The following is an 18,653-nucleotide window of genomic DNA, read 5'->3' as shown; positions in this document are numbered from 1 at the left end:
ATGACGCCGGCGCCCACAGGGCGGCCCCCCGGGCCCGGCCCAGATCTCCTCCATCACCCCTTGCTTCCAGGGAAGTCCCGCATGCCTTCGCCTGTCATGCCCACATCCATCGATGACGGTCGTCGCCCGTCCTCGCCCGCCATCTCCGCCGTCGGCCTGCGCAAGGCGTACGGCGACAAGACCGTCCTCGACGGCATCGACCTGTGCATCCCGGAAGGATCAGTCTTCGCGCTGCTCGGTCCGAACGGCGCCGGCAAGACCACCGTCGTGAAGATCCTTTCCACGCTCATCGGTGCCGACGGCGGGCAGGCCGAGGTCGCGGGCCACAACATCGCCACCGAGCCGGACGGGGTGCGGGCCGTGATCGGAGTCACCGGGCAGTTCTCCGCCGTCGACGGCCTGATCACCGGTGAAGAGAACATGCGCCTCATGGCAGACCTCAACCACCTCTCGAAGCGCCAGGGCAAGCAGGTCGTCGCCGAACTCCTGGAGCGCTTCGACCTCGTCGATGCCGCCGACAAGCCAGTGCAGAGCTACTCCGGGGGTATGAAGCGGCGCCTGGACATCGCCATGACCCTGGTCGGCGGCCCCCGCGTCATCTTCCTCGACGAGCCCACCACCGGACTCGACCCGCGCTCCCGCCACAACATGTGGCAGATCATCCGCGAGCTCGTCTCCGACGGTGTCACGGTCTTCCTCACCACCCAGTACCTGGAGGAGGCCGACGAACTCGCCGACCGGATCGCCGTGCTCCACGACGGCACGATCGCCGCCGAGGGCAGCGCCGACGAACTGAAGCGGACGATCCCCGGCGGGCACATTCGCCTTCGTTTCACCGATCCGTCCGCCTACCACAGCGCCGCCACCGCGTTGCGCGAAGTGCAGCGGGACGACGAGGCGCTGGCGTTGCAGCTTCCCAGCGGCGGCAGCCAACGTGAACTGCGCTCCGTCCTCGACTGGCTGGACGCCGCCGGCATCGAGGCGGACGAACTGACCGTGCACACCCCCGACCTCGACGACGTCTTCTTCGCCCTCACCGGCAACAACGCCGCCACCCCGGCCGAGGAGGCCGCCCGATGAGTACCCTGCCCCTGGCCGTGCGCGACTCGTCCACGATGCTGCGCCGCAATCTGCTGCACGCGCGCCGCTACCCGTCCGCGACGCTGAACCTGTTGCTGACACCCGTCATGATGCTGCTGCTCTTCGTCTACCTCTTCGGCGACGCGATGAGCGCCGGCCTCGGCGGCAGCGGCGCGGACCGCTCCGACTACGTCGCCTACATCGTTCCGGGCATCCTGCTGATGACCGTCGGGAGCACCACGATCGGCGCCGCGGTGTATATGGCCATGGACATGACTGAGGGCATCATCGCCCGCTTCCGGACGATGTCGATCCACCGCAGTTCTGTACTCATTGGGCACGTCGTCGGCAGCGTGCTGCAGTCGGTCATGAGCGTGGTACTCGTCGGGGCCGTCGGCGTGGCCATCGGATTCCGCTCCACGGACGCAGGCGTCCTGGAGTGGCTGGCGGCGCTCGGGCTGGTCACTTTGTTCTCCCTGGCGCTGACGTGGATCGCGGTCGGGATGGGCCTGTCCAGCCCGAACGCAGAGGCGGCCAGCAACAGCGCCATGCCCCTGATCCTCCTGCCGCTGATCTCGAGCGCCTTCATCCCGGCCGAGACGATGCCGGGCTGGCTCCAGCCGATCGCCGAGTACCAGCCCTTCACCCCGGCCATCGAGACCCTGCGCGGCCTGCTGCTCGGCAGCGAGATCGGCCACAACGGCTGGCTGGCCGTCACCTGGTGCCTGGGCCTGACGGTCCTCGGCTATCTCTGGTCCAAGGCCCTGTTCAATCGCGACCCGAAGTAGCCGAGCAGCCCCGCCTCTGATTCCCTTACGGCGTCCGGTACCTGGCCCGACGACGCCAATCCGTACGGCCGAGGCGAGGAGCGGCTCGGTGCGCACCGCTGCGAACTCAGGACAACGGGCCAGGCCAGGACCACTCCGTTGATTCTTCGGCAACCAGTACCGCGGACCTTGTCTGGCGCCGACCGGTCCTACTGGAGTTCGCTGAAGCACTCGGTTGCTCGCGTGCGTCCCGTGACGATGATGGTGTCGTCCGCCTCCACGACGGTTTCGGCTGTGTTGCCGTGCACCTACACCGGCTGGGTGGCCCCCGCTCACCTACTCATGGACCGCGACGCCACTGCGCCTGTGGCCCGGCGAGGCCGGCCCCCTGTCGGAGTCGTACGCCGTGCGCAGCAGGCGCTGCAGCTCAGAGGAGTTTCCACGCGTCCGGGCCCACGACCGATACAGCTCCTGCACGGTGGGCATGGAGGGGGCGCTGCTGATCTTGGCGAAGGCGGCCGACCACACGGCGTGCTGCTCGGGCGGGATGCCACAGCCGGGCGGGAAGGCGCGCAGTTGCTGGGCGCTGGCGGGGACGGTGCCGCGGTTGACGACGCGGGCGGCGGTGCTGACGGGCAGGGCGAGGGGGTTTGCCCGCGCCGTCCCGGATGTCGTGCAAGCTGGGGGCTCCGGCCTGTTCCCGCACCACCTCCAGGGCCCGGTTCCGGTCGGCTGCGGCGGCGATCGGCTCGGGCGCGGCGCGGACAGCTGCGCGAGCCGGCCGCGTTCCTGATCCAAACGGCTGGGCCTAGACGTGCTGCATGACCATCACGAACATCGTGCCCGGCTCAAGGGCCTCGTAGGAGTGCGGCACGTCTCCTCGGTACGACATGTAGTCACCGGGGCCCAGCTCCACCGTCTCGCCCCGCGGGCCCGCGAGCAGGCGGCCGGTGCTGATGACCAGGTGTTCCATCGAACCCGGGATGTGCGGATCCGACTCACGCGGGGCGCCCGGCTCCAGCGTCCCGTGGTAGATGTCCCGCCGCACCCCGGTCGGCCCCGCGGAGAGCAAGGTGCCCGCGTACGAGGAGTTCTCCGCGTGCATGGTCGGGCCCTCGCCCGCCCTGATCACCGTCACGGCGGGCGAGGGCGACTCCACCAGGACGCTGAACGGCACCCCGAGCGCCACGGCGAGCGCCCAGATCGTCTCGATGCCGGGATTGCCGGTAGCAGCCTCAAGCTGCGAGAGGGTGGACTTCGCGATCCCCGCGCGCTTGGCCAGCTCGGAGAGGGAGATCCCGGCCTTTGCGCGCTCGCGGCGTAGCGCCGCGGCGACCCACTCACGGGGCATGCGGGACGGCTGGGCGCCACCGGGGCCGGTGCCGTTGTTCATCGCTTTCGCTCCTGATCGAGACGCTTCGTGTCGCACATCGTTCGCTGTACAAGGTCATTCGTTCGCCTTGACGAACGCACCCCGCACTGCCCATCCTACGATGCATGCGTTCGTCAAACCGAACAAACGACCCGCCAAACCGAACGACCCGCGCGCCCGGCGCCTCCCTCGTCCGCCTCTCCGACCTCCCGCCCGGCGTCCTGCGCGACATCGCCCTCGTCTGGCTCGCCGACGCCGTCGTCGGCGTCTCCTTCGGCGCGATCGCCGTCGCGGGCGGGCTCCCCCTCTGGGTCCCCGTCCTCATGTCGCTGCTCGTGTACGCGGGCTCCGCCCAGTTCAGCGCGGTCGGACTGCTCACCGCGGGCGGCGGCCCCGTGGCCGCGGCGGTGACCGGGCTGCTCCTCAACTCCCGTACCGCCGCGTTCAGCCTGGCCCTCGCCGACGACCTCGGCCGCTCCTGGGCGGCACGGCTGATCGGCGCGCACCTCATCACCGACGAGACGGCCGCCTTCGTGCTCGCCCAGGACGAGGGCAGGGCGCGCAAGGCCGCGTTCTGGATATCCGGCATCGGCCTGTTCCTGGCGTGGAACGTCAGCGTCCTCGCGGGCGCCCTCGCCGGCACGGCGCTCGGCGACACCGACAAGTTCGGGCTCGACGCGGCGTTCCCTGCGATCCTTCTCGCCCTGGTCCTGCCCGCGCTGCGCGCCGACAGTGCGGCACGGCGGGCATCGGCCGCCGGCGCGGTCATCGCGGTCGCCGCCGCCCCGCTGCTGCCCGCCGGGGTGCCGGTGCTCCTCGCCCTGCTCGGCCTGCTCGCCGCCCGCCGCGGCCCCCGCCGTCCGCGCACCACCGCCCCCGGGAGCGCCTCGTGAACGCCACGCTCGCCTGCGTCCTCGTCCTCGCCGCGGGCACGTACGCCTTCCGCCTGGCCGGACCCGTGCTGCACGGGCGCGTGGAACTGCCCGCCCGTGTCCAGGAACTGCTCACCGTGGGGGCCACCGTGCTCCTCGTCGCCCTGCTCGTCACGGGCGCGCTGACCGAGGGTCAGGGCCTCGCGGGCTGGGCGCGACCCGCGGGCGTCCTCTTCGGCGGAATCCTCGCCTGGCGCAAGGCGCCGTTCGTGGTGGTCGTCGTCGGCGCGGCAGCGGCGACAGCGCTGTTGCGCCTGGCGGGAATTCCCTAGGTGAGGCCCCTTCGCCCCCCCCGCTCGGGCCAAGCCGGAAGGAACCGTCCCTCTAGTACTCCAGTGTGGCTTCGTGATCTCCCCGGTCGCGGGGGCGGGAAGTCGTCGTCGGTAGTGGCTGCGCCGGGCTGTGGTGCGCGGTTCAACCCGCCTGGACCGGCCGCGATCCGGGCCATGGCCTGGTCGAACATCGCCCGCCAGCAGGCGGCGCCTAGTCCATGGAGGCGGTAGCCCATCTCTTCCGTATGACGCATGACCCGGGCATGGCGCCAGGCGGCGTCACCGGACAGACCTCCCGTTCACGGTCGACCGCTCAGTTTGTCCGGACGCTCGTCGCGCGGTCCAGGTCGGACATGTCGAGTACGAAGCGGTAGCGGACGTCATTGCGCCGGAGACGGTCGAGGGCCTCGTTCACCTGCCCTGAGGGAAGCACCTCGACGTCGGCGGTAATGCCGTGCTGGGCGCAGAAGTTCAGCATGGCGGCGGTCGCGGGGGTGCCGCCACTGCCTGCGGAGCTGAGTTTCCTGCGTCCGATGAGCAGGTCGACGGTCTCCACGGTGACGGACCCGAGGTGCCCGAGATGGCTGAGCGTCCCGTCCAGGGCCACCAGGCGCAGGTAGGGGGCGAGGTCGTGCGGGGCGGAAACGGTGTCGATGACGATGTCGAACCGGTCGCGGGCGTCGGCCATCTGCTCCGGGTCCGTGGAGACGATGAGACCGTGGGCGCCGAGACGGCGGGCGTCGCCGACTTTGTCCGGTGAGCGACTGATGACCGAGGTCTCCGCGCCGAGCGCCACCGCGATCTTGACCGCAAGGTGGCCCAAGCCACCCAGTCCGGCCACGGCGACGCGGGTCCCCGGCCCCACGCCGAGGGCGTGCAGCGGTTCCCAGACGGTGATCCCCGCGCAGAGCAGCGGAGCGGCGGCGGCCGGATCCAGTCCGGCGGGGAGGAGGTGGGCGAAGCGGTCGCGGACGACGTACTCGCGGGAGTAGCCCCCCAGGGTGGGCGATCCGTCGTGCCGGTCGGTGCCGCCGTAGGTCAGTGTCGGAAAGGAGTGGCAGAAGTTCTCCTGGCCGGCCCGGCACATGGCGCACTCGCCGCACGAGTCCACGATGTTGCCCACCGCGACGGAATCGCCGGCGGTGAAGCGGGTGACCGCGGGGCCGGTCCCGGTCACCACGCCCGTGAACTCGTGCCCGGGCACCAGGGGCTGGTTTCCCGCACCGCCGTGGGCGTCGACGGCGTGCAGATCGGAGTGGCAGACGCCGCAGTAGTCCACCCGGACAGCAAGGTCGTCGGGGCGCAGATCGCGTCGTTGCAGTGGCGTCCGCCGCAGTGCCGACGACGAGTCGTCCAGCTGCCAGCCAATGGTGTTCCGCACGGTGTCTCCTCACAGACAGACTGTTCGGTCTATTACCGTAGTGCTTCCGGCGCCATAAATAAACCAACTGTTCTGTCTGGTAGTTTGGAGGTATGGCCGATCAGCCCCTGACCGCACGCGGAGCCGCGACGTACCAGCGCATCCTCGAAGTGGCGACCCAGGAATTCGCCCGGCACGGGATCGCCGGAGCGCGCGTCGAGCGGATCGTGGCTGCCGCGCGCACGAACAAGGCCCAGCTCTACGCCTACTTCGGCAGCAAGGAAGGGCTCTTCGACGCCATTTTCCTCGGTTCGCTGGAGCGGATCGTGAACGTCGTCCCGATCGACGCCGACGACCTCGCGGACTGGGCGGTACGCCTCTACGACGAGTACCTTCGCCGCCCCGACCTCATTCGGCTGGCCACCTGGGCGCGCCTGGAGCGGCGCCCGGCCGGTCACCTGGTGGACGATCCCGACCGCCTCGATGACCGGAAACTGCGCGCCATCGCCGAGGCGCAAGCCGCCGGCCTGGTGCGCCAGGGAGACCCGTTCGACATCATGGCCATGGTGATCGCCATGTCCATGGCGTGGTCACCGGTCAGCAACGTCTACGCGGCGACGGCGCAGGAGCCCTCCGAACTCCACGACCAGCGTCGAGCCCTGCTCCGCGACAGCGTCCGCCGCGCCGTGACTGCCGACCATGCCTAGAACTCCAGCAGGTCGCACAGCAAAGACCTGCTGGAGCAACTGGTCGAGCGTGCGCAGCGCGCTCGACCTCGCGCCGTTCTTCGTCGGTGATCCAGTCGGTGATCCAGCGGCGGGCGCGTTCCAGGTTGCGCAGAGGTACCCGCTCCAGGGAGCGGAGCAACGTGCGGCACACACCGGACAGACCTCAGGCAGTTCCGAGCGCCGGCTGCGGGGCCGGTGCGCCGTGTTCGGCTGCGGAGCCCAGGTGGTGCAGGAGTGATGACGCGCCTCGGACGGCGAGGGCGAGGGAGGTCAAGGTCGGGTTGCAGGCGGTGGCGGTCGGGATGACGTTGTTGCCCGCGACCCACAGGCCCCGGACGTTCCAGACGCGGCTGTGGCTGTCGCAGACGCTGGTGCCGTCGTCGGCGGGCCCCATGCGCGTGGTGCCCTGGTAGTGCAGCGAACTGCCCGCGGGCAGGAGGACGGGGGAGGCGTCCAGGGGGATCCCCACGGCGGTGCCCGCTTCGGTGACGGCCTTCTTCGCTTGTTCGATCGTGGCGAGGTCGCGCGGGGTGTAGCGGTAGTGGATGTGCATGGCGGGCAGGCCGTACGCATCGGTCGTGGTGTCGTCGAACTCGACGCGGTCCTCGGCGGTGATGTCCTTGGCACAGAACCAGCCCAGTCCGACGACCGTGCCGGGCTTGACGGTCGTCTCGTCGGCGAGCGGGACCGGTGACGCGTCGAGCTGCATCACCTGGCCATGGAAGGGGTGAGCATCGGTGTACGGGACCCAACTGACGCCGCTCTGGGGGAGGATGGCACCGTCCTCGTCGCGGGCGCGGTCCGTGACGGCGCGGTGGGTGGTGACGACGTCGTCGGGCAGGCGGGCGGCATGGACGATCTGCGGCTGGTCGTTGAGGTAGCGGCCGAGTGCGGGCGGGCGGATGCCGGAGGCGTGCAGGAGCTGCGGGGTGCGCAGGGCGTCCGCGGCCACGACGACCGCCCGTGCGGAGACCGTCCGCTCCTCGCCGTCGGCCAGGTTCCGTACGGTCACTCCGGCCGCGGTGCCGGCGTCCAGGACGACGCGCAGGCACAGGCAGCGGTCGGTGATCTCGACCCGCGGGTCGCGTGCCGCCGGGCCGAGGACGACATCCGTGCCGCTCCAGATGTGGGCGCCGTCGGGACGCCTGGTGACGGCCAGGGGCATCGGGGCCACCCGGCGGTGGTCCGGCCGGCCGGGGTCGAAGAGGGCGGAGAGGCGGGTGCGTACCTCGTCCGCGAAGGGAGCGTGGTCGAAGGCGTGGGCGTCGACGCGCAGGAGCTGCTCGGCCCGGGTGAGGTGGGCGTCCAGCTCGGTGTCGGGGATGAAGCCGATGCGTTCGCCGTCGCCGGGGCGGGGGCAGGCGCCGGTCCAGTGGGCGCCCATGCCGCCGATGTTGGTGGAGAGTGCGGCCGCGGGGAGGTCGGGGGCGCCGAGCAGGCGGGTGCCGGGTCGACCGGCCGGGCCGGGACCTTCGGAGGCGTGCTGGGCCAGCGCGCGTTCCTCCGGGTCGGGGATGTTCTTCACGTGCGTGCCCGGCACGTCCGTCAGTCGCGGACCGGCGTCGAGCAGCAGGATGCGGGCGGTGGGGTGGTGGTCGTACACCTCGCGTACGTAGGTGCTGCCGGCGGGGCCGCTGCCGACGACGACGAGGTCGTAGGAGGTTGCCGAGGGAAGGGACATGGAGGGCTCCGGGTGAGGTCAGGCCACGACGAGGGGGCGCAGGGTGCGGTGGGCGATGGTCAGGCCCTGGCAGACCTTCTCGGGTGTGCCGCCCCACAGGGGGTCCTCGTGCTCGACGGAGAGGGTGCCGGTGAAGCCCGCCTCGTAGAGGCGGTCGACGACACGGGCCCAGTCGACCTGGCCGCGGCCCGGGACGCGGTAGCGCCACCAGCCGGTGGCCCAGGGGTCGCCGTTCTTGGCGGTGGTGCCGAAGAAGCCGTAGCGGTTGCGGGCGACGGGGTCGAGCTCGATGTCCTTGGCCTGGGCGTGGAGGATGCGGTCGGCGTACGGCGTGATGGCGGCCAGGGGGTCGACGCCGAGCCACATCAGGTGGGAGGGGTCCCAGTTGAGGTACAGGCCGAGGGAGAACATCCACTCCCACAGCTCGGGGGAGTAGGCGATGTTGCCGGGATATCCGTCGGGGTGCCAGCCCTCCATCACGCAGTTCTCGATGATCAGCTTCACGCCGCGTTCACCCGCGTACTCGACGAGTTCGGGCAGGACGCGTTCGGCCTCCCGCTGGTTGTCGGGCACGCTGCGGGCCGGGTCGCGGCCGATGAAGGTGCCGACGTACGGCACGCCGAGGGCCCGGGCCGCGTCGACGGCGTGCTTGAGGTGGGTGCGGATCTCCTCGCGGCGGACGGGGTCGGGATGGAGGTTGTTCTCGTAGTACGCCAAGGCCGAGATCCGCAGGCCGGTTTCCTCCGTCAGCCGCTGTACGCGCTCGCGTTCGGCCGCGTCGAAGCGGACGACGTCGATGTGCGCCGCCTCGAAGTCGCGTCCGCCGGTGCCGGGCCAGACGGCGACCTCCAGACAGTCGTATCCGGCTCGCGCGGCCCAGCCGGCGACCTGCTCGAGCGGCCAGGTGGGCAGGCAAGCTGTGAGCATGCCGAGTCTCATGCGGGGACCTCCGTCCATGTGGCGTCGTCGGCGGCCGAGTCGAGCACGGCCTGGGTCAGGCGGGCGGCGCGCAGCCCGGCGTCGAAAGTGGGCAGGCCGTCGACGCTCTCGCCCCGCACGGCGGCGTAGGTGTCGGCGACGAAGTCGGTGAAGCACGCGCGGTAGCCCTGCGGATGGCCGGGCGGGAGTGCGTCCGGGCGTCCCCCGACGCGTGCGGGGTCGCGGGTCAGGACGCGGTCGGCGTCCCGGCCGCCGATCCAGAGGCGTTCGGGGTTCTCCTGGTCGAAGACGTAGCTGGCGTCCGGGCCGTCGAAGGAGAACCACAGCCGGTTCCTGCGTCCGGCGCTGGCCTGGCTGACGACCAGGGAGCCGAGCGCTCCGGTGTCGGTGCGCAAGGAGATCACTCCGCCGTCCTCGGTGGCGACGGCCCGGCCCGCGCGGACGGGGTGGGCGCGACCGAGCGTGGCCTGCACGGCGGTGATGCGCTGCCCGGTGACGAACTCCATCAGGTCGCACCAGTGAATGCCGATGTCACCGAAGGCCCGGCTGCCGCCTCCGCGGCCCGCGTCCACCCGCCAGTTGTCGGTTTCCGCGTCGGCGAGCCAGTCCTGGAGGTAGGAGCCGTGCAGCAGCCACGGTCCGCGGGCGTCGGCCGCGATCAGCGAGCGTGCCAGCCGTACGGAGGCGTAGAAGCGGTAGACGAAGGGCACGGTGGCCACGCGGCCCGTCCGCGCCGCGAGATGCGCGAGGTCGTCCGCCTCCTTCACCGAGACCGCCAGCGGCTTCTCGCAGACCACGTGCTTGCCGGCCTCCAGCGCCCGCCGGGCCATGTCGTGGTGCAGATGGTTGGGCGTGCAGATGTGGACGACGTCCACGTCCGAGGCCAGTACGTCCTCGAAGTCGGCCGGCGCGGCACCGGGAACGGCTTCGGCCAGCTCCCGGGCGCGGGCGGGCGAGCTGCCGGCGACCAGGCGCACCCGGCCCCTCGCCGCCGTGACGGCACGGGCGTGGACGGAGCCCATGAAGCCCGTGCCCACGATCGCGGCCTCTATCTGCTGCGTCATGGCAGCCTCCGGCTTCTCCTGCGGTGGGTATCTGTGATGAGTGGTGATGCGCATCGACGGCATCGACGGCATCGACGGGGAGCACTATTGCACATGACATGCAAAAGTCGTCAAGGGTGTGCTCCGTCACGGCAGAAGTGCGGAATGATGTCGGCATGCCACGCCGACCCCCGACCGCCGTCGACCAATACGAGGCCCTCGCCACCGTCCTGCGCCTGGTGCGCCGCAACCGGGCCCGCACCCGTCCGGAACTGGGTGCCGTCGCCCTCCTGGGGCGCACCGTCATCTCCCAGCGGGTGGAGGAGGCCATGGAACTGGGCCTCCTGGAGGACGCCGACACCGGCCCGTCGAGCGGCGGGCGGGCGCCCAGGCGGCTGCGGTTCCGCTCCGAGGAGGGGCTGGTGCTGTCGGCGGTGCTCGGTGCGGCGGCGCTCGACGTGGCGGTGACCGACCTCGACGGCGGCGTACTGGAGCACCGGCACCTGGAGTGGCCCGTCGCGCGCGGCCCCGAGGAGACGCTCGACTTCCTCGACGGCCAGTTCGCGGGCCTGCTCAAGGGGTGCGACGCGGCCCGGCTGTGGGCCGTGGTGATCGGGCTCCCCGGACCGGTGGAGTTCGCGACGGGCCGTCCCTCACAGCCTCCGATCATGCCCGGCTGGGACGGGTACGACCTGCGTGGACGCCTCCAGGACCGCTACGGCGTGCCGGCCTGGATCGACAACGACGCCAACCTGCTGGCCCTCGGCGAGGCTTGGACCACGGGGCTCGACGACGACCGGCACATGATCTACGTGAAGGCCGGCACCGGCATCGGCGCGGGCATCGTCAGCGGGGGGCGGATCCACCGCGGCAGCAAGGGCTCCGCCGGCGACATCGGGCACGCGCGCGTGCTGGAGGACAGCTCCGTGATGTGCCGGTGCGGGCGGACCGGCTGCCTGGAGGCGCTCGCCGGCGGCTGGGCGCTGGCCCGGGACGCGGTGACCGCCGTGCACGAGGGGCGCAGTCGCTTCCTGGCCGACATCCACCGGGCCGCCGGGGAGATCACGCCCGCCGACATCGGGCTCGGTGCCGCGGCCGGGGACCCGTGGTGTCTGACCGCGGTGGCGCGGGCCGGTGAGCGCATCGGCAGCCTGATGGCCGCCCTGGTGAACTTCTACAACCCCGACTGCCTGGTCTTCGGCGGCGGCGCGGTCACCGGCGCGGACACCTTCCTGCGCGTCGTCGACCACACGGTGCGCAGCCGGGCCCTGCCCCTGGCCTCGGCGGACCTGATCGTCCGGGCCTCCGCCGCGGGCGAGACCGGCGGCGTCGTGGGCGGCGCCCACCTCGCCGTCGAGGCCCTCCTGTCGGCGGACGCCCTCGCGGCCTGGGCGCCGTACGGAAAGCCGTCGGCGGTGGAGCCCGCCCGGCTCGTGGGCGGAGCCTGACACACGGTCGGGCCCTCCCGCCCGCGCCCATGGATGCCCGGCGGGCGGATGCTCGGCGGACGGATACCGGCAGGGTGACGCATCCGTCCTGTCTATCTCGCGCACAGGCTCCCCTGGAACCATTGACTTATGTCTGTGGCATGCATAAGTTCCCACGGCAGTGAGCGGACTCAGGACGACGTCCGCCGCAGTCACCGGCAGCCGCCCTCCCGCTCCGCCTTCCGCGCGTCGCGGCGGCCCGCCCCTGCCTCCCGAAGGGACTCGACGATGAGTGCCGTGCCCTCACCCGCCCCCGGCGTGGCCGCCCCGCCGTCCGCCGAGCCGCGTCCGCTGACCAGGCCCGCCCAGTTCGGCTACGGGCTCGGCGACCTGGCGTCCAATCTGACCTGGACCACGCTGACGGCGTTCCTGCTGTTCTTCTACACCGACGTCGCCGCCCTGACCGCGGCCACCGCCGGCACCATCCTGCTGATCGGCCGGATCGCGGACGCGGTCATCGACCCGGTCGTCGGTCTGGCCGTCGACCGCACCCGCAGCCGCTTCGGCCGCGCCCGCCCCTACCTGATCTTCGCCGCGCCCGTCCTCGGCCTCGCCTTCGCTCTGGCCTTCACCTCGCCCGGCAGCGGCACCACGGCGGTGATCTGGGCCGCGGTCACCTTCGTCGTCGTCGGCGTCTGCCACTCGCTCGTCAACGTCCCCTACGGCGCGATGCTGCCCATGCTCACCGACGACACCGACACCCGCCTGAAGATGAGCGGCTACCGGTTCGTCGGCGCCTCGCTGGGCCTGATCACCGTCTCCCTCGCCGTCATGCCGCTCGTCGAGGCCCTCGGCGGTGCCGACCGGGCCCGCGGCTTCACCGGCATGGCGATCGTCCTGGGCGCGGCCGGCACCCTCCTCTACTGGATCGTCGCCCTGCTGTGCCGGGAACGCCCCGCCCCGCCGGCCGCCCGCGAGGCCACCTCCCTACGCGCCCTCGCCTCCCTGCCCCGCAACCGCCACTGGCTCGGGGTGAGCGCCGCATCCCTGGCCGCCTTCGTCCGGCTGGGCATCATCACCGCCGGCGCCGTCTACTACGCCCGCGACGTCCTGAACGACACCTGGGCCACCAGCTACATCCTGCTCGCCTTCTCCCTCTCCGCGCTCGCCGGCTCCCTCGTCACGCCCTGGTGTCTGCGCCGTGCCGGAAAGCGCCGCGGCATCGTCCTCGGCCTCGTCGCGACGGCCGCCCTGTACGTTCTCCTCTTCTTCCTGGACGGACAGCCGGCCGCGTTCATCGCCGTGTTCCTCCTCGCCAACCTGCTCGGCGGCTTCGGCTTCGTCGCCGCGCCTGCGCTCGTCTCGGACACCATCGACCACCACGAGACCCTCACCGGCCGCCGCGACGAGGGCCTGCTCTACGCCGGCTACAGCTTCGCCACCAAGGTGGGCACCGCGCTCGGCGGCTCCCTCTTCGCCTGGGCGCTGGCCTGGGGCGGCTATCACACCGACCACGTCTCCGCCGGCGCGAGCCGCGCCATCGAGTGGGCCTTCATCGGCCTCCCGGCCGTGCTCTGCCTGGCCCAGGCGGCCTGCATGCGCCTGTACGACCTCGAGCGGCACGACGCCTGACCGCGGAGCCGACGCCGGGCCACCCCCTCACTCCCCACACCGAACAACGAAGGACGACCATGCTCGAACGCCCGATCATCCAGCAGCGAGGCTTCCGCAACGCGACCGACGACACCGGCGCCACGGGCTTCCAGCTCCAGCTGCGCAACCCCAACTACCGCGGCATCGCCGGCAGCCTCGTCGACGGCGCCGATGTGGTGGTCGACGGCCACTCCTTCCCCCGCCAGGACCAGCGCTGGACGCTGCAGGGGCGCACCTTCACCCTGGACGAGCTCCGCGCCTCCACGGACGTACGCTGGCAGCTCGACGAGCCCGCCACGCTCTTCATCCCTCACGCAGGCGGCCTGAGCGCGGGCGTCCACCACATCGAGGTCGCCGTCCACCTGCGCCGGCCCTACATCCCCGAGATCGCCGGACCGTCGGTGTTCCGCTCCACCGCCGCAGCCACGATCGTGCCCCGTGACACCGCGCCCCATGGTCTGCGCCACGGAGTCTCCCTCTACAGCTACTCCGGCGACCTCTATACCTCGATGACCCTCGAGGACGCCATGGCCGACATCGCCGACATCGGCGCCACCGGCATCGAGATCCTCGGCGAAGGCAACATCCCCGGCTATCCGCACCCCGACCCGGCCTGGACCGACACCTGGCACCGGCTGCTGGACCGGTACGGACTCACCCCGACGAACTACGGCTCCTGGGTCGACACCGCCATGTGGCGCGACCGCGACCTCACCGTCGAGGAGGGCAGGGCCCAGCTCGAACGCGACCTGCGCCTGGCCGAACTGCTCGGGTTCACCTCGATCCGCCCGAAGTTCGGCGTCGTCACCCCTGACCTCGACCCGCACCCCATCTGGCAGCCGGCCGTCGAACGTGTCCTCGATCTCGCCGCCGACCTCGATATCGTCATCTGCCCCGAGATCCACAGCCCCACCCCGATCAAGCACCCGGTCACCGAGGCGTACCTCGACTTCATCGAACGGACCGGCAGCGACCACTTCAAGCTGCTCATCGACACCGGCATCTTCCAGACGGCGCCGGTCGACGACGGCCACGAGGGCTTCGAGGGCAAGAAACGGCCGGCCTTCCTGGAACCCCTGGCCGTTCCCATGTCCGACCTGGCCGACGTACTTCCGCACGTGCACTTCATCCAGGCGAAGTTCTTCGAGATCGACGACCAGCTCACCGACCTGCACATCCCCTGGCCGGACATCATCTCGACACTGCGCGCGGCCGACTGGCAGGGCTGGCTGTCGAGCGAGTACGAGGGCCGACGTGAGCCCTACCGAGGCCGTGACCAGGTCCGCCGCCAGCACGCCATGCTGCGCACCCTGAGCCGGGACACGGACCTCGGCTGACGGCCGGACCTGGTACGCCCTCACCCTCGGCGAGCGGTTCCCTGGACTGGGCGGGTGCCCACCTCCCAGAAGCGCACCGCGAAGTCGTCCGGCATCCGAGCTCCCAAGCATGAGCGCAGCCAGCGGTCTTTCGAGCTGGTGCTGGACACCACGCTGGAACTGCTCGCCGAGAAGGGCTACCAGGGCTTCTCGCTCACCGAGGTGAGCCGCCGTTCCAAGGTGTCGGTGGGCGCCGTGGACGAGACGGTGGCCAGGGTCGGCAAGGCGGGCTACTTCGATCTGCGGGACCGCTTCACAGCCCTGCTCCTGGAGCGCCGCGGCGAGATCCACCACCCCGATCCGGAGCGGGCGGTCGGGTCCTGCCTCGTCACCGTCTACGCGGTGCTCGCCCGCGCCATGGCGCTGGACGTCGCGGAGGAGGCGGGGGCAGCAGCGGTGACCTGTCCGCGCCCACCGGGGCCAGCACGACGCACGGGACGAACCTCGTCGAGCGCGACTGGACCGGCTAGGCCGGCAGCCGGCGAAGTGACAGATGATAAGTCGGTTTCTCTCATGGGCGAGCCCCGGCATCATGGTCGTCGGTAAGTCGGTGCGCGAGAGGGACGAGTGCGGCGGGTGTTTGGAGACGGGCGGGCTGACTTGACGGAGTTGTGGCAGCGGCGTTGGCCCGGTTGCCCTCCGGTTGGGTACAAGCTCCGTGACCCATATCGGAGTGTCTGGGTACGTTTTCACAGCCTGCCGGAGTCGAAGCGGTATCCCGAGGACGAGAGCGAGTACACCGTCGTCCTGGAGCGTTATAACACCGTCCTTGATGAGTTGTTCGCTGGTGAGGACGTCTACGTCATCACTCCGACCTGGACGACCGAGGCCGAGGTTCCGTCAGTGAAATCCGGAACGGAGACGGAGTATTGGCAGAGCTTGCCGGTGGTGGACGATCCCGACCCTGAGTTCCGCACCTACTGCCACCTCTTCACAGCCCGCCGACCCTGGCAGCGCGGCTGCGTCGACGACTTGCTCCGAGATACCGCTGACGACAAGGTGGCCGGAATCCTCATCACCGACACCCGCATGCAACGCATCCACCACCCCTACGACGGTGGTGCCGACGTCTTTCTCACCACGTCCGACGAGCGGGACCAGATGCGCGATCGGCACGTCGACTGGCTTTCCAGTCACCCTGCGGGTCTCTGACCGGCTCGGATCGCAGCCCCGCTCAGAATGGTCTTCACTCCAAGTACCGGGTTGAGAGGCTCCACGAGTTCCCTGGTGGCGACGGCCACGAGGCGGGCGGGTGCATTGCCCTCCAGCAAGCCGCTCACGTATGTGATGGCTTCTGCGGGCGAGAACACAGGCAGCCTCTGGCGCAATGTCCGCACAGCATGCATGCGTCCGCGCGTAGCGGCGACTCCGCGGAGCACGTCGTGCAGATCGTCCACTGCAGTGCGCACCGGCAGACCGCGTATCCGAGCCCGGTAGTCGGCCTCCCACTCCCCGGTTACCGCGGAGACGACGCCGATCTGATGCAATCCTCCGTCGACGCGGTCGACCAGGTACGGCCCGTTGCCTGCGAGCATGAACTCCGGATTCCGAGTGCGCACGAACTCCTCGGACGTCCAGGAGACGATCCACACCAGTTCGTGCTCTTCGACGTCCGCCACAGCCATGCGCAGTGCCTCCGCACTCGCTGCCCGCCACCTTTGATAGTCACGGTTCAGTTGTTCCTCAACGGCCCGGACGGCGGCTTCTCGCTCGATCACGCGTGTAGCATCCCGTGCCGGCCCCTCTTGCGACCAGTGAATTCGCGTCGGCCAGCGCCCCGTACGTGGGGCCTGACGGACCTTCCTATGCAGTCGAGTAGGTCCTGAAGTCCCCAGGGCCGCTCGCATCCGCTCTGACCGCGGTGCTGAGTGACTCCCCGCTCTACCGCTCGGCGGTGCCGTCCGCACCGTCCATTTCGTAGATCCGCTCTTGAAGCCGTTCACCGGCCCAGTCCAGCTCGACACCCAGGTCGAACCAGTGCCGATCCCTGCGTACTCCGGGCGGTGAGAGGTTCACCGCCGCCCACGAGAACACCCCCTGGAGGATGGAACGTCCGTGCTGCGTGGTGCGCACGGACAACGCAAACGGTGCGGCGAGTGCCGCGCGGGTCACCAACATGACCTGTTCGTCCGCAGAATGTCGACGCCCACCCGTGAGAAACCGAGGGGTCTCGAGGATCTTGACCCACTCGACCACTGCATCTGCCACCTGGGCGCGCAAGGACTCTTCGATGCCCGTCCGGACGGCGGCCGCGGGATCATCGCCGAGCCAGCCAAGCCAGTGATCAGGGTCAGTGAGCTTGCTGAAGTCGTCTTGAGGCACCCCGTGACGGGGATTCTCCTCGTACTCACCTGTCAGCTTCCCGCTGGTGTCCACCAACCACGCGCCGCGGATTGCCTCGGGCGGTACGTAGCCGTTCGGGTCGTCGACATACGTCGGGTCGATCTCGGCGACGCTGCCGCCGGGATTCTCAGCAGCCGCCGCCAGTAGTGCCGGCTCGTTCGGTATGCCCTTACGTCGGCTTCGCGAGCCAAAACGCCCCACGTTCCCACCCCTACCGTTGCCTGCCCAGTTGACCATGATTGTGCCGCACTGGTCAGGGCCGCGTGAGGTCCGTGTGCCTGGTGAATCGCTACGACTATCGGTCCCGGTCGGGCCGTTCACGCATCAGACGCTGGGCTTCGGCCGTGACCTCGGCATCGAGCTGGGCCAACGTCTTGTTCCCGTACTCGACGATGTCGTACTCGTCATCAAGCTCAGCAAGGCGCTCGGCCAGGGGTAGGCGGTCTGGTGGCCGAACCGCTGGTGGATGCGCATAGCAAGCTCTCGCGGCGGCAGCCTGCCCGCCAGCATCCGGTGCGCGAGTGCCCGCACGGCAGCGTCCTGTCCGACCTCGCTGTCGCGTGTGTAGAAAACAAGATCCAGCTCGTCGACCAGGAAAGGAAGCAGGTCGGGAACGCCGTACTCCGCTTCCGCATGTGTGTATCCGGCCAGAATGCGCAATGCCGGACTGTCCAGTCCGGCAACGAGCGCCGCGCAGGCAGCCTCGACGACATCGTGAGCATGGGCCTCGCCGATACTCCAGAGAACAGCGAGGTTTTGCAGGTCATCGGTTGCGGCTTCGATCGGCGACACCTACGCATGATCCCCTGCACGAGATGATCCGGTCGACTGCCTTTCGACTCAGGCGCCGACCGCGCTGACGGATGATCTACCACTCCTCCTTGCGCGCGATCTCCCGGCGCGTCTGCGCGTCCAGGCGCCGTGGTTCGGTCTCCTCCGCGAGGTCCTCAGCAGCGCGTTCCTACTGCTCTGACATCGCGAGGGCCTGCGCGACGCTGTAGCCGTGGGCGGCCATCTTCATCGGCAGCAGTTCGTCAGTGATCAGGTGGCGGGCGGCCTCGACGCCGATCACGAACAGGATCGGCATGACGCTGTGGCTGGCGGCCTTCACCGGGTCGGTGCCGATGTGGCCCTGTGAGCTGGCGTTGCACCAGATCGTCGCGCCCGTCATGGCGTGCGCGGCCATCCGCAGGAGCGGCCACGGGATTCCCTTGCGGATCAGGTACAGGTCCAGTGCGAGGAACGCGATGATGCCGGCGTCGACGCCGACCGGAAACCAGGGCGCCAGTTCCCGGCAGGCGCGGGGACGACGACCTCGTCGGAACCGTCGGGGTGGAGTACCTAGAGCAATCCCCGCAGGTGTGAGGACGACGCCCAGAAGCTTCGGCGGATGACCCGACCGCAGGCTCTCCGGCCGGCGCGGGGACGAATACAGCCCGTCAGTCATGCCGACGGGTGTGACGCCCTCGTTGAGCGCCGGTCCGCCCTCAGCGGGCCAGGGCCTTCTGGTTCGCGTCGACCAAGAAGCTGCGGTGCCGTTCGTTGTTGGTGCGGCCCCACTTCCCGTTCATGCACGCCTCGCTCCGACCAGGGGAATGTGACCTGTCGGCGTGCGGCAGCGATGGGGTCGACTGAACCGACGGGTCGGCACGCCTCCTGCGGCACCATAAAAACCAACCG

General features: G+C 70.3%; 19 protein-coding genes. 10 read left to right on the top strand and 9 right to left on the bottom strand.

The window, feature by feature from the left end:
* Window positions 1-81: 81 nt before the first annotated feature.
* Together ACFZP7_RS00545 and ACFZP7_RS00540 are read left to right on the top strand one after the other, a co-directional pair.
* A complete protein-coding gene (locus ACFZP7_RS00545; RefSeq protein WP_385633490.1) occupies window positions 82-1,080 on the top strand; it encodes an ATP-binding cassette domain-containing protein in 999 nt (332 codons plus the stop codon).
* Entirely contained in the window at window positions 1,077-1,868 is a 792-nt protein-coding gene (locus tag ACFZP7_RS00540; protein WP_385633489.1) for an ABC transporter permease, read from the top strand. Before ACFZP7_RS00545 ends, ACFZP7_RS00540 begins: the two co-directional genes overlap by 4 nt.
* Before the next feature lie 787 nt (window positions 1,869-2,655).
* Here ACFZP7_RS00540 and ACFZP7_RS00535 read toward each other — a convergent pair.
* A complete protein-coding gene (locus ACFZP7_RS00535; protein WP_385633488.1) occupies window positions 2,656-3,240 on the bottom strand; it encodes a helix-turn-helix domain-containing protein in 585 nt (194 codons plus the stop codon).
* A 104-nt stretch (window positions 3,241-3,344) separates the two neighbouring features.
* On the opposite strand from ACFZP7_RS00535, the gene ACFZP7_RS00530 reads away from it, so the two are divergent.
* A complete protein-coding gene (locus ACFZP7_RS00530) occupies window positions 3,345-4,112 on the top strand; it encodes an AzlC family ABC transporter permease (protein WP_246605286.1) in 768 nt (255 codons plus the stop codon).
* A complete protein-coding gene (locus ACFZP7_RS00525; protein WP_385633487.1) occupies window positions 4,109-4,423 on the top strand; it encodes an AzlD domain-containing protein in 315 nt (104 codons plus the stop codon). The genes ACFZP7_RS00530 and ACFZP7_RS00525 overlap by 4 nt, the downstream gene beginning before the upstream one ends.
* Before the next feature lie 313 nt (window positions 4,424-4,736).
* Here the strand turns inward: ACFZP7_RS00525 and ACFZP7_RS00520 are convergent, their stop codons facing one another.
* Window positions 4,737-5,804: an NAD(P)-dependent alcohol dehydrogenase gene (locus ACFZP7_RS00520; protein ID WP_385633486.1), complete on the bottom strand. Its 1,068-nt coding sequence runs from the start codon at window positions 5,802-5,804 to the stop codon at window positions 4,737-4,739.
* Between the two features lie 92 nt (window positions 5,805-5,896).
* Between ACFZP7_RS00520 and ACFZP7_RS00515 the strand changes: the two genes are divergently transcribed.
* A complete protein-coding gene (locus tag ACFZP7_RS00515; protein ID WP_385633485.1) occupies window positions 5,897-6,490 on the top strand; it encodes a TetR family transcriptional regulator in 594 nt (197 codons plus the stop codon).
* Between the two features lie 184 nt (window positions 6,491-6,674).
* On the opposite strand, the gene ACFZP7_RS00510 is transcribed toward ACFZP7_RS00515, so the two are convergent.
* Genes ACFZP7_RS00510 through ACFZP7_RS00500 form a run of 3 tightly spaced genes read right to left on the bottom strand, consistent with a single transcriptional unit; the run spans window position 6,675 to window position 10,195 of the window.
* Window positions 6,675-8,192, bottom strand: a complete 1,518-nt coding sequence (locus tag ACFZP7_RS00510) for a GMC oxidoreductase (RefSeq protein ID WP_385633484.1) — start codon at window positions 8,190-8,192, stop codon at window positions 6,675-6,677.
* 18 nt (window positions 8,193-8,210) lie between these two features.
* Entirely contained in the window at window positions 8,211-9,119 is a 909-nt protein-coding gene (locus ACFZP7_RS00505) for a sugar phosphate isomerase/epimerase family protein (RefSeq protein ID WP_385633483.1), read from the bottom strand.
* An 8-nt stretch (window positions 9,120-9,127) separates the two neighbouring features.
* Window positions 9,128-10,195, bottom strand: a complete 1,068-nt coding sequence (locus ACFZP7_RS00500; protein ID WP_385633482.1) for a Gfo/Idh/MocA family protein — start codon at window positions 10,193-10,195, stop codon at window positions 9,128-9,130.
* 155 nt (window positions 10,196-10,350) lie between these two features.
* Between ACFZP7_RS00500 and ACFZP7_RS00495 the strand changes: the two genes are divergently transcribed.
* The 5 genes from ACFZP7_RS00495 to ACFZP7_RS00475 all read left to right on the top strand — a co-directional run bounded on the left by ACFZP7_RS00495 (window position 10,351) and on the right by ACFZP7_RS00475 (window position 15,782).
* Window positions 10,351-11,622 carry an ROK family protein gene (locus ACFZP7_RS00495; RefSeq protein WP_385633481.1) on the top strand — a complete coding sequence of 424 codons (1,272 nt, stop codon included), beginning with the start codon at window positions 10,351-10,353 and terminating at the stop codon, window positions 11,620-11,622.
* A 276-nt stretch (window positions 11,623-11,898) separates the two neighbouring features.
* On the top strand, window positions 11,899-13,233 hold the full coding sequence (locus tag ACFZP7_RS00490; protein ID WP_385633480.1) for an MFS transporter: 1,335 nt from the start codon (window positions 11,899-11,901) through the stop codon (window positions 13,231-13,233).
* Window positions 13,234-13,292: 59 nt separating this feature from the next.
* Window positions 13,293-14,591 carry a DUF6379 domain-containing protein gene (locus tag ACFZP7_RS00485; protein ID WP_385633479.1) on the top strand — a complete coding sequence of 433 codons (1,299 nt, stop codon included), beginning with the start codon at window positions 13,293-13,295 and terminating at the stop codon, window positions 14,589-14,591.
* Between the two features lie 54 nt (window positions 14,592-14,645).
* Entirely contained in the window at window positions 14,646-15,176 is a 531-nt protein-coding gene (locus ACFZP7_RS00480; RefSeq protein ID WP_385633478.1) for a TetR/AcrR family transcriptional regulator, read from the top strand.
* Window positions 15,177-15,230: 54 nt separating this feature from the next.
* Complete coding sequence (locus tag ACFZP7_RS00475; RefSeq protein WP_385633477.1) at window positions 15,231-15,782, top strand: hypothetical protein; 552 nt, start codon at window positions 15,231-15,233, stop codon at window positions 15,780-15,782.
* Here ACFZP7_RS00475 and ACFZP7_RS00470 read toward each other — a convergent pair.
* The 4 genes from ACFZP7_RS00470 to ACFZP7_RS00455 all read right to left on the bottom strand — a co-directional run bounded on the left by ACFZP7_RS00470 (window position 15,764) and on the right by ACFZP7_RS00455 (window position 18,420).
* Window positions 15,764-16,348: a YrhB domain-containing protein gene (locus ACFZP7_RS00470; RefSeq protein WP_385633476.1), complete on the bottom strand. Its 585-nt coding sequence runs from the start codon at window positions 16,346-16,348 to the stop codon at window positions 15,764-15,766. The two genes, ACFZP7_RS00475 and ACFZP7_RS00470, sit on opposite strands and share 19 nt — an antisense overlap.
* A gap of 163 nt (window positions 16,349-16,511) precedes the next feature.
* Window positions 16,512-17,174 carry a hypothetical protein gene (locus ACFZP7_RS00465; protein ID WP_385633475.1) on the bottom strand — a complete coding sequence of 221 codons (663 nt, stop codon included), beginning with the start codon at window positions 17,172-17,174 and terminating at the stop codon, window positions 16,512-16,514.
* A gap of 123 nt (window positions 17,175-17,297) precedes the next feature.
* The gene (locus ACFZP7_RS00460; protein WP_385633474.1) at window positions 17,298-17,765 is read right to left on the bottom strand and encodes a hypothetical protein; all 468 of its coding nucleotides are present in this window, start codon (window positions 17,763-17,765) and stop codon (window positions 17,298-17,300) included.
* Window positions 17,766-17,934: 169 nt separating this feature from the next.
* Window positions 17,935-18,420, bottom strand: a complete 486-nt coding sequence (locus tag ACFZP7_RS00455) for a DUF2637 domain-containing protein (protein ID WP_385633473.1) — start codon at window positions 18,418-18,420, stop codon at window positions 17,935-17,937.
* Window positions 18,421-18,653: the final 233 nt, after the last annotated feature.

Source organism: Streptomyces sp. SudanB5_2050 (assembly GCF_964272335.1).
Classification (GTDB): domain Bacteria; phylum Actinomycetota; class Actinomycetes; order Streptomycetales; family Streptomycetaceae; genus Streptomyces; species Streptomyces rochei.
Note: the sequence above shows the minus strand (reverse complement) of the source record. Positions and strands in the feature narration are given on the sequence as shown.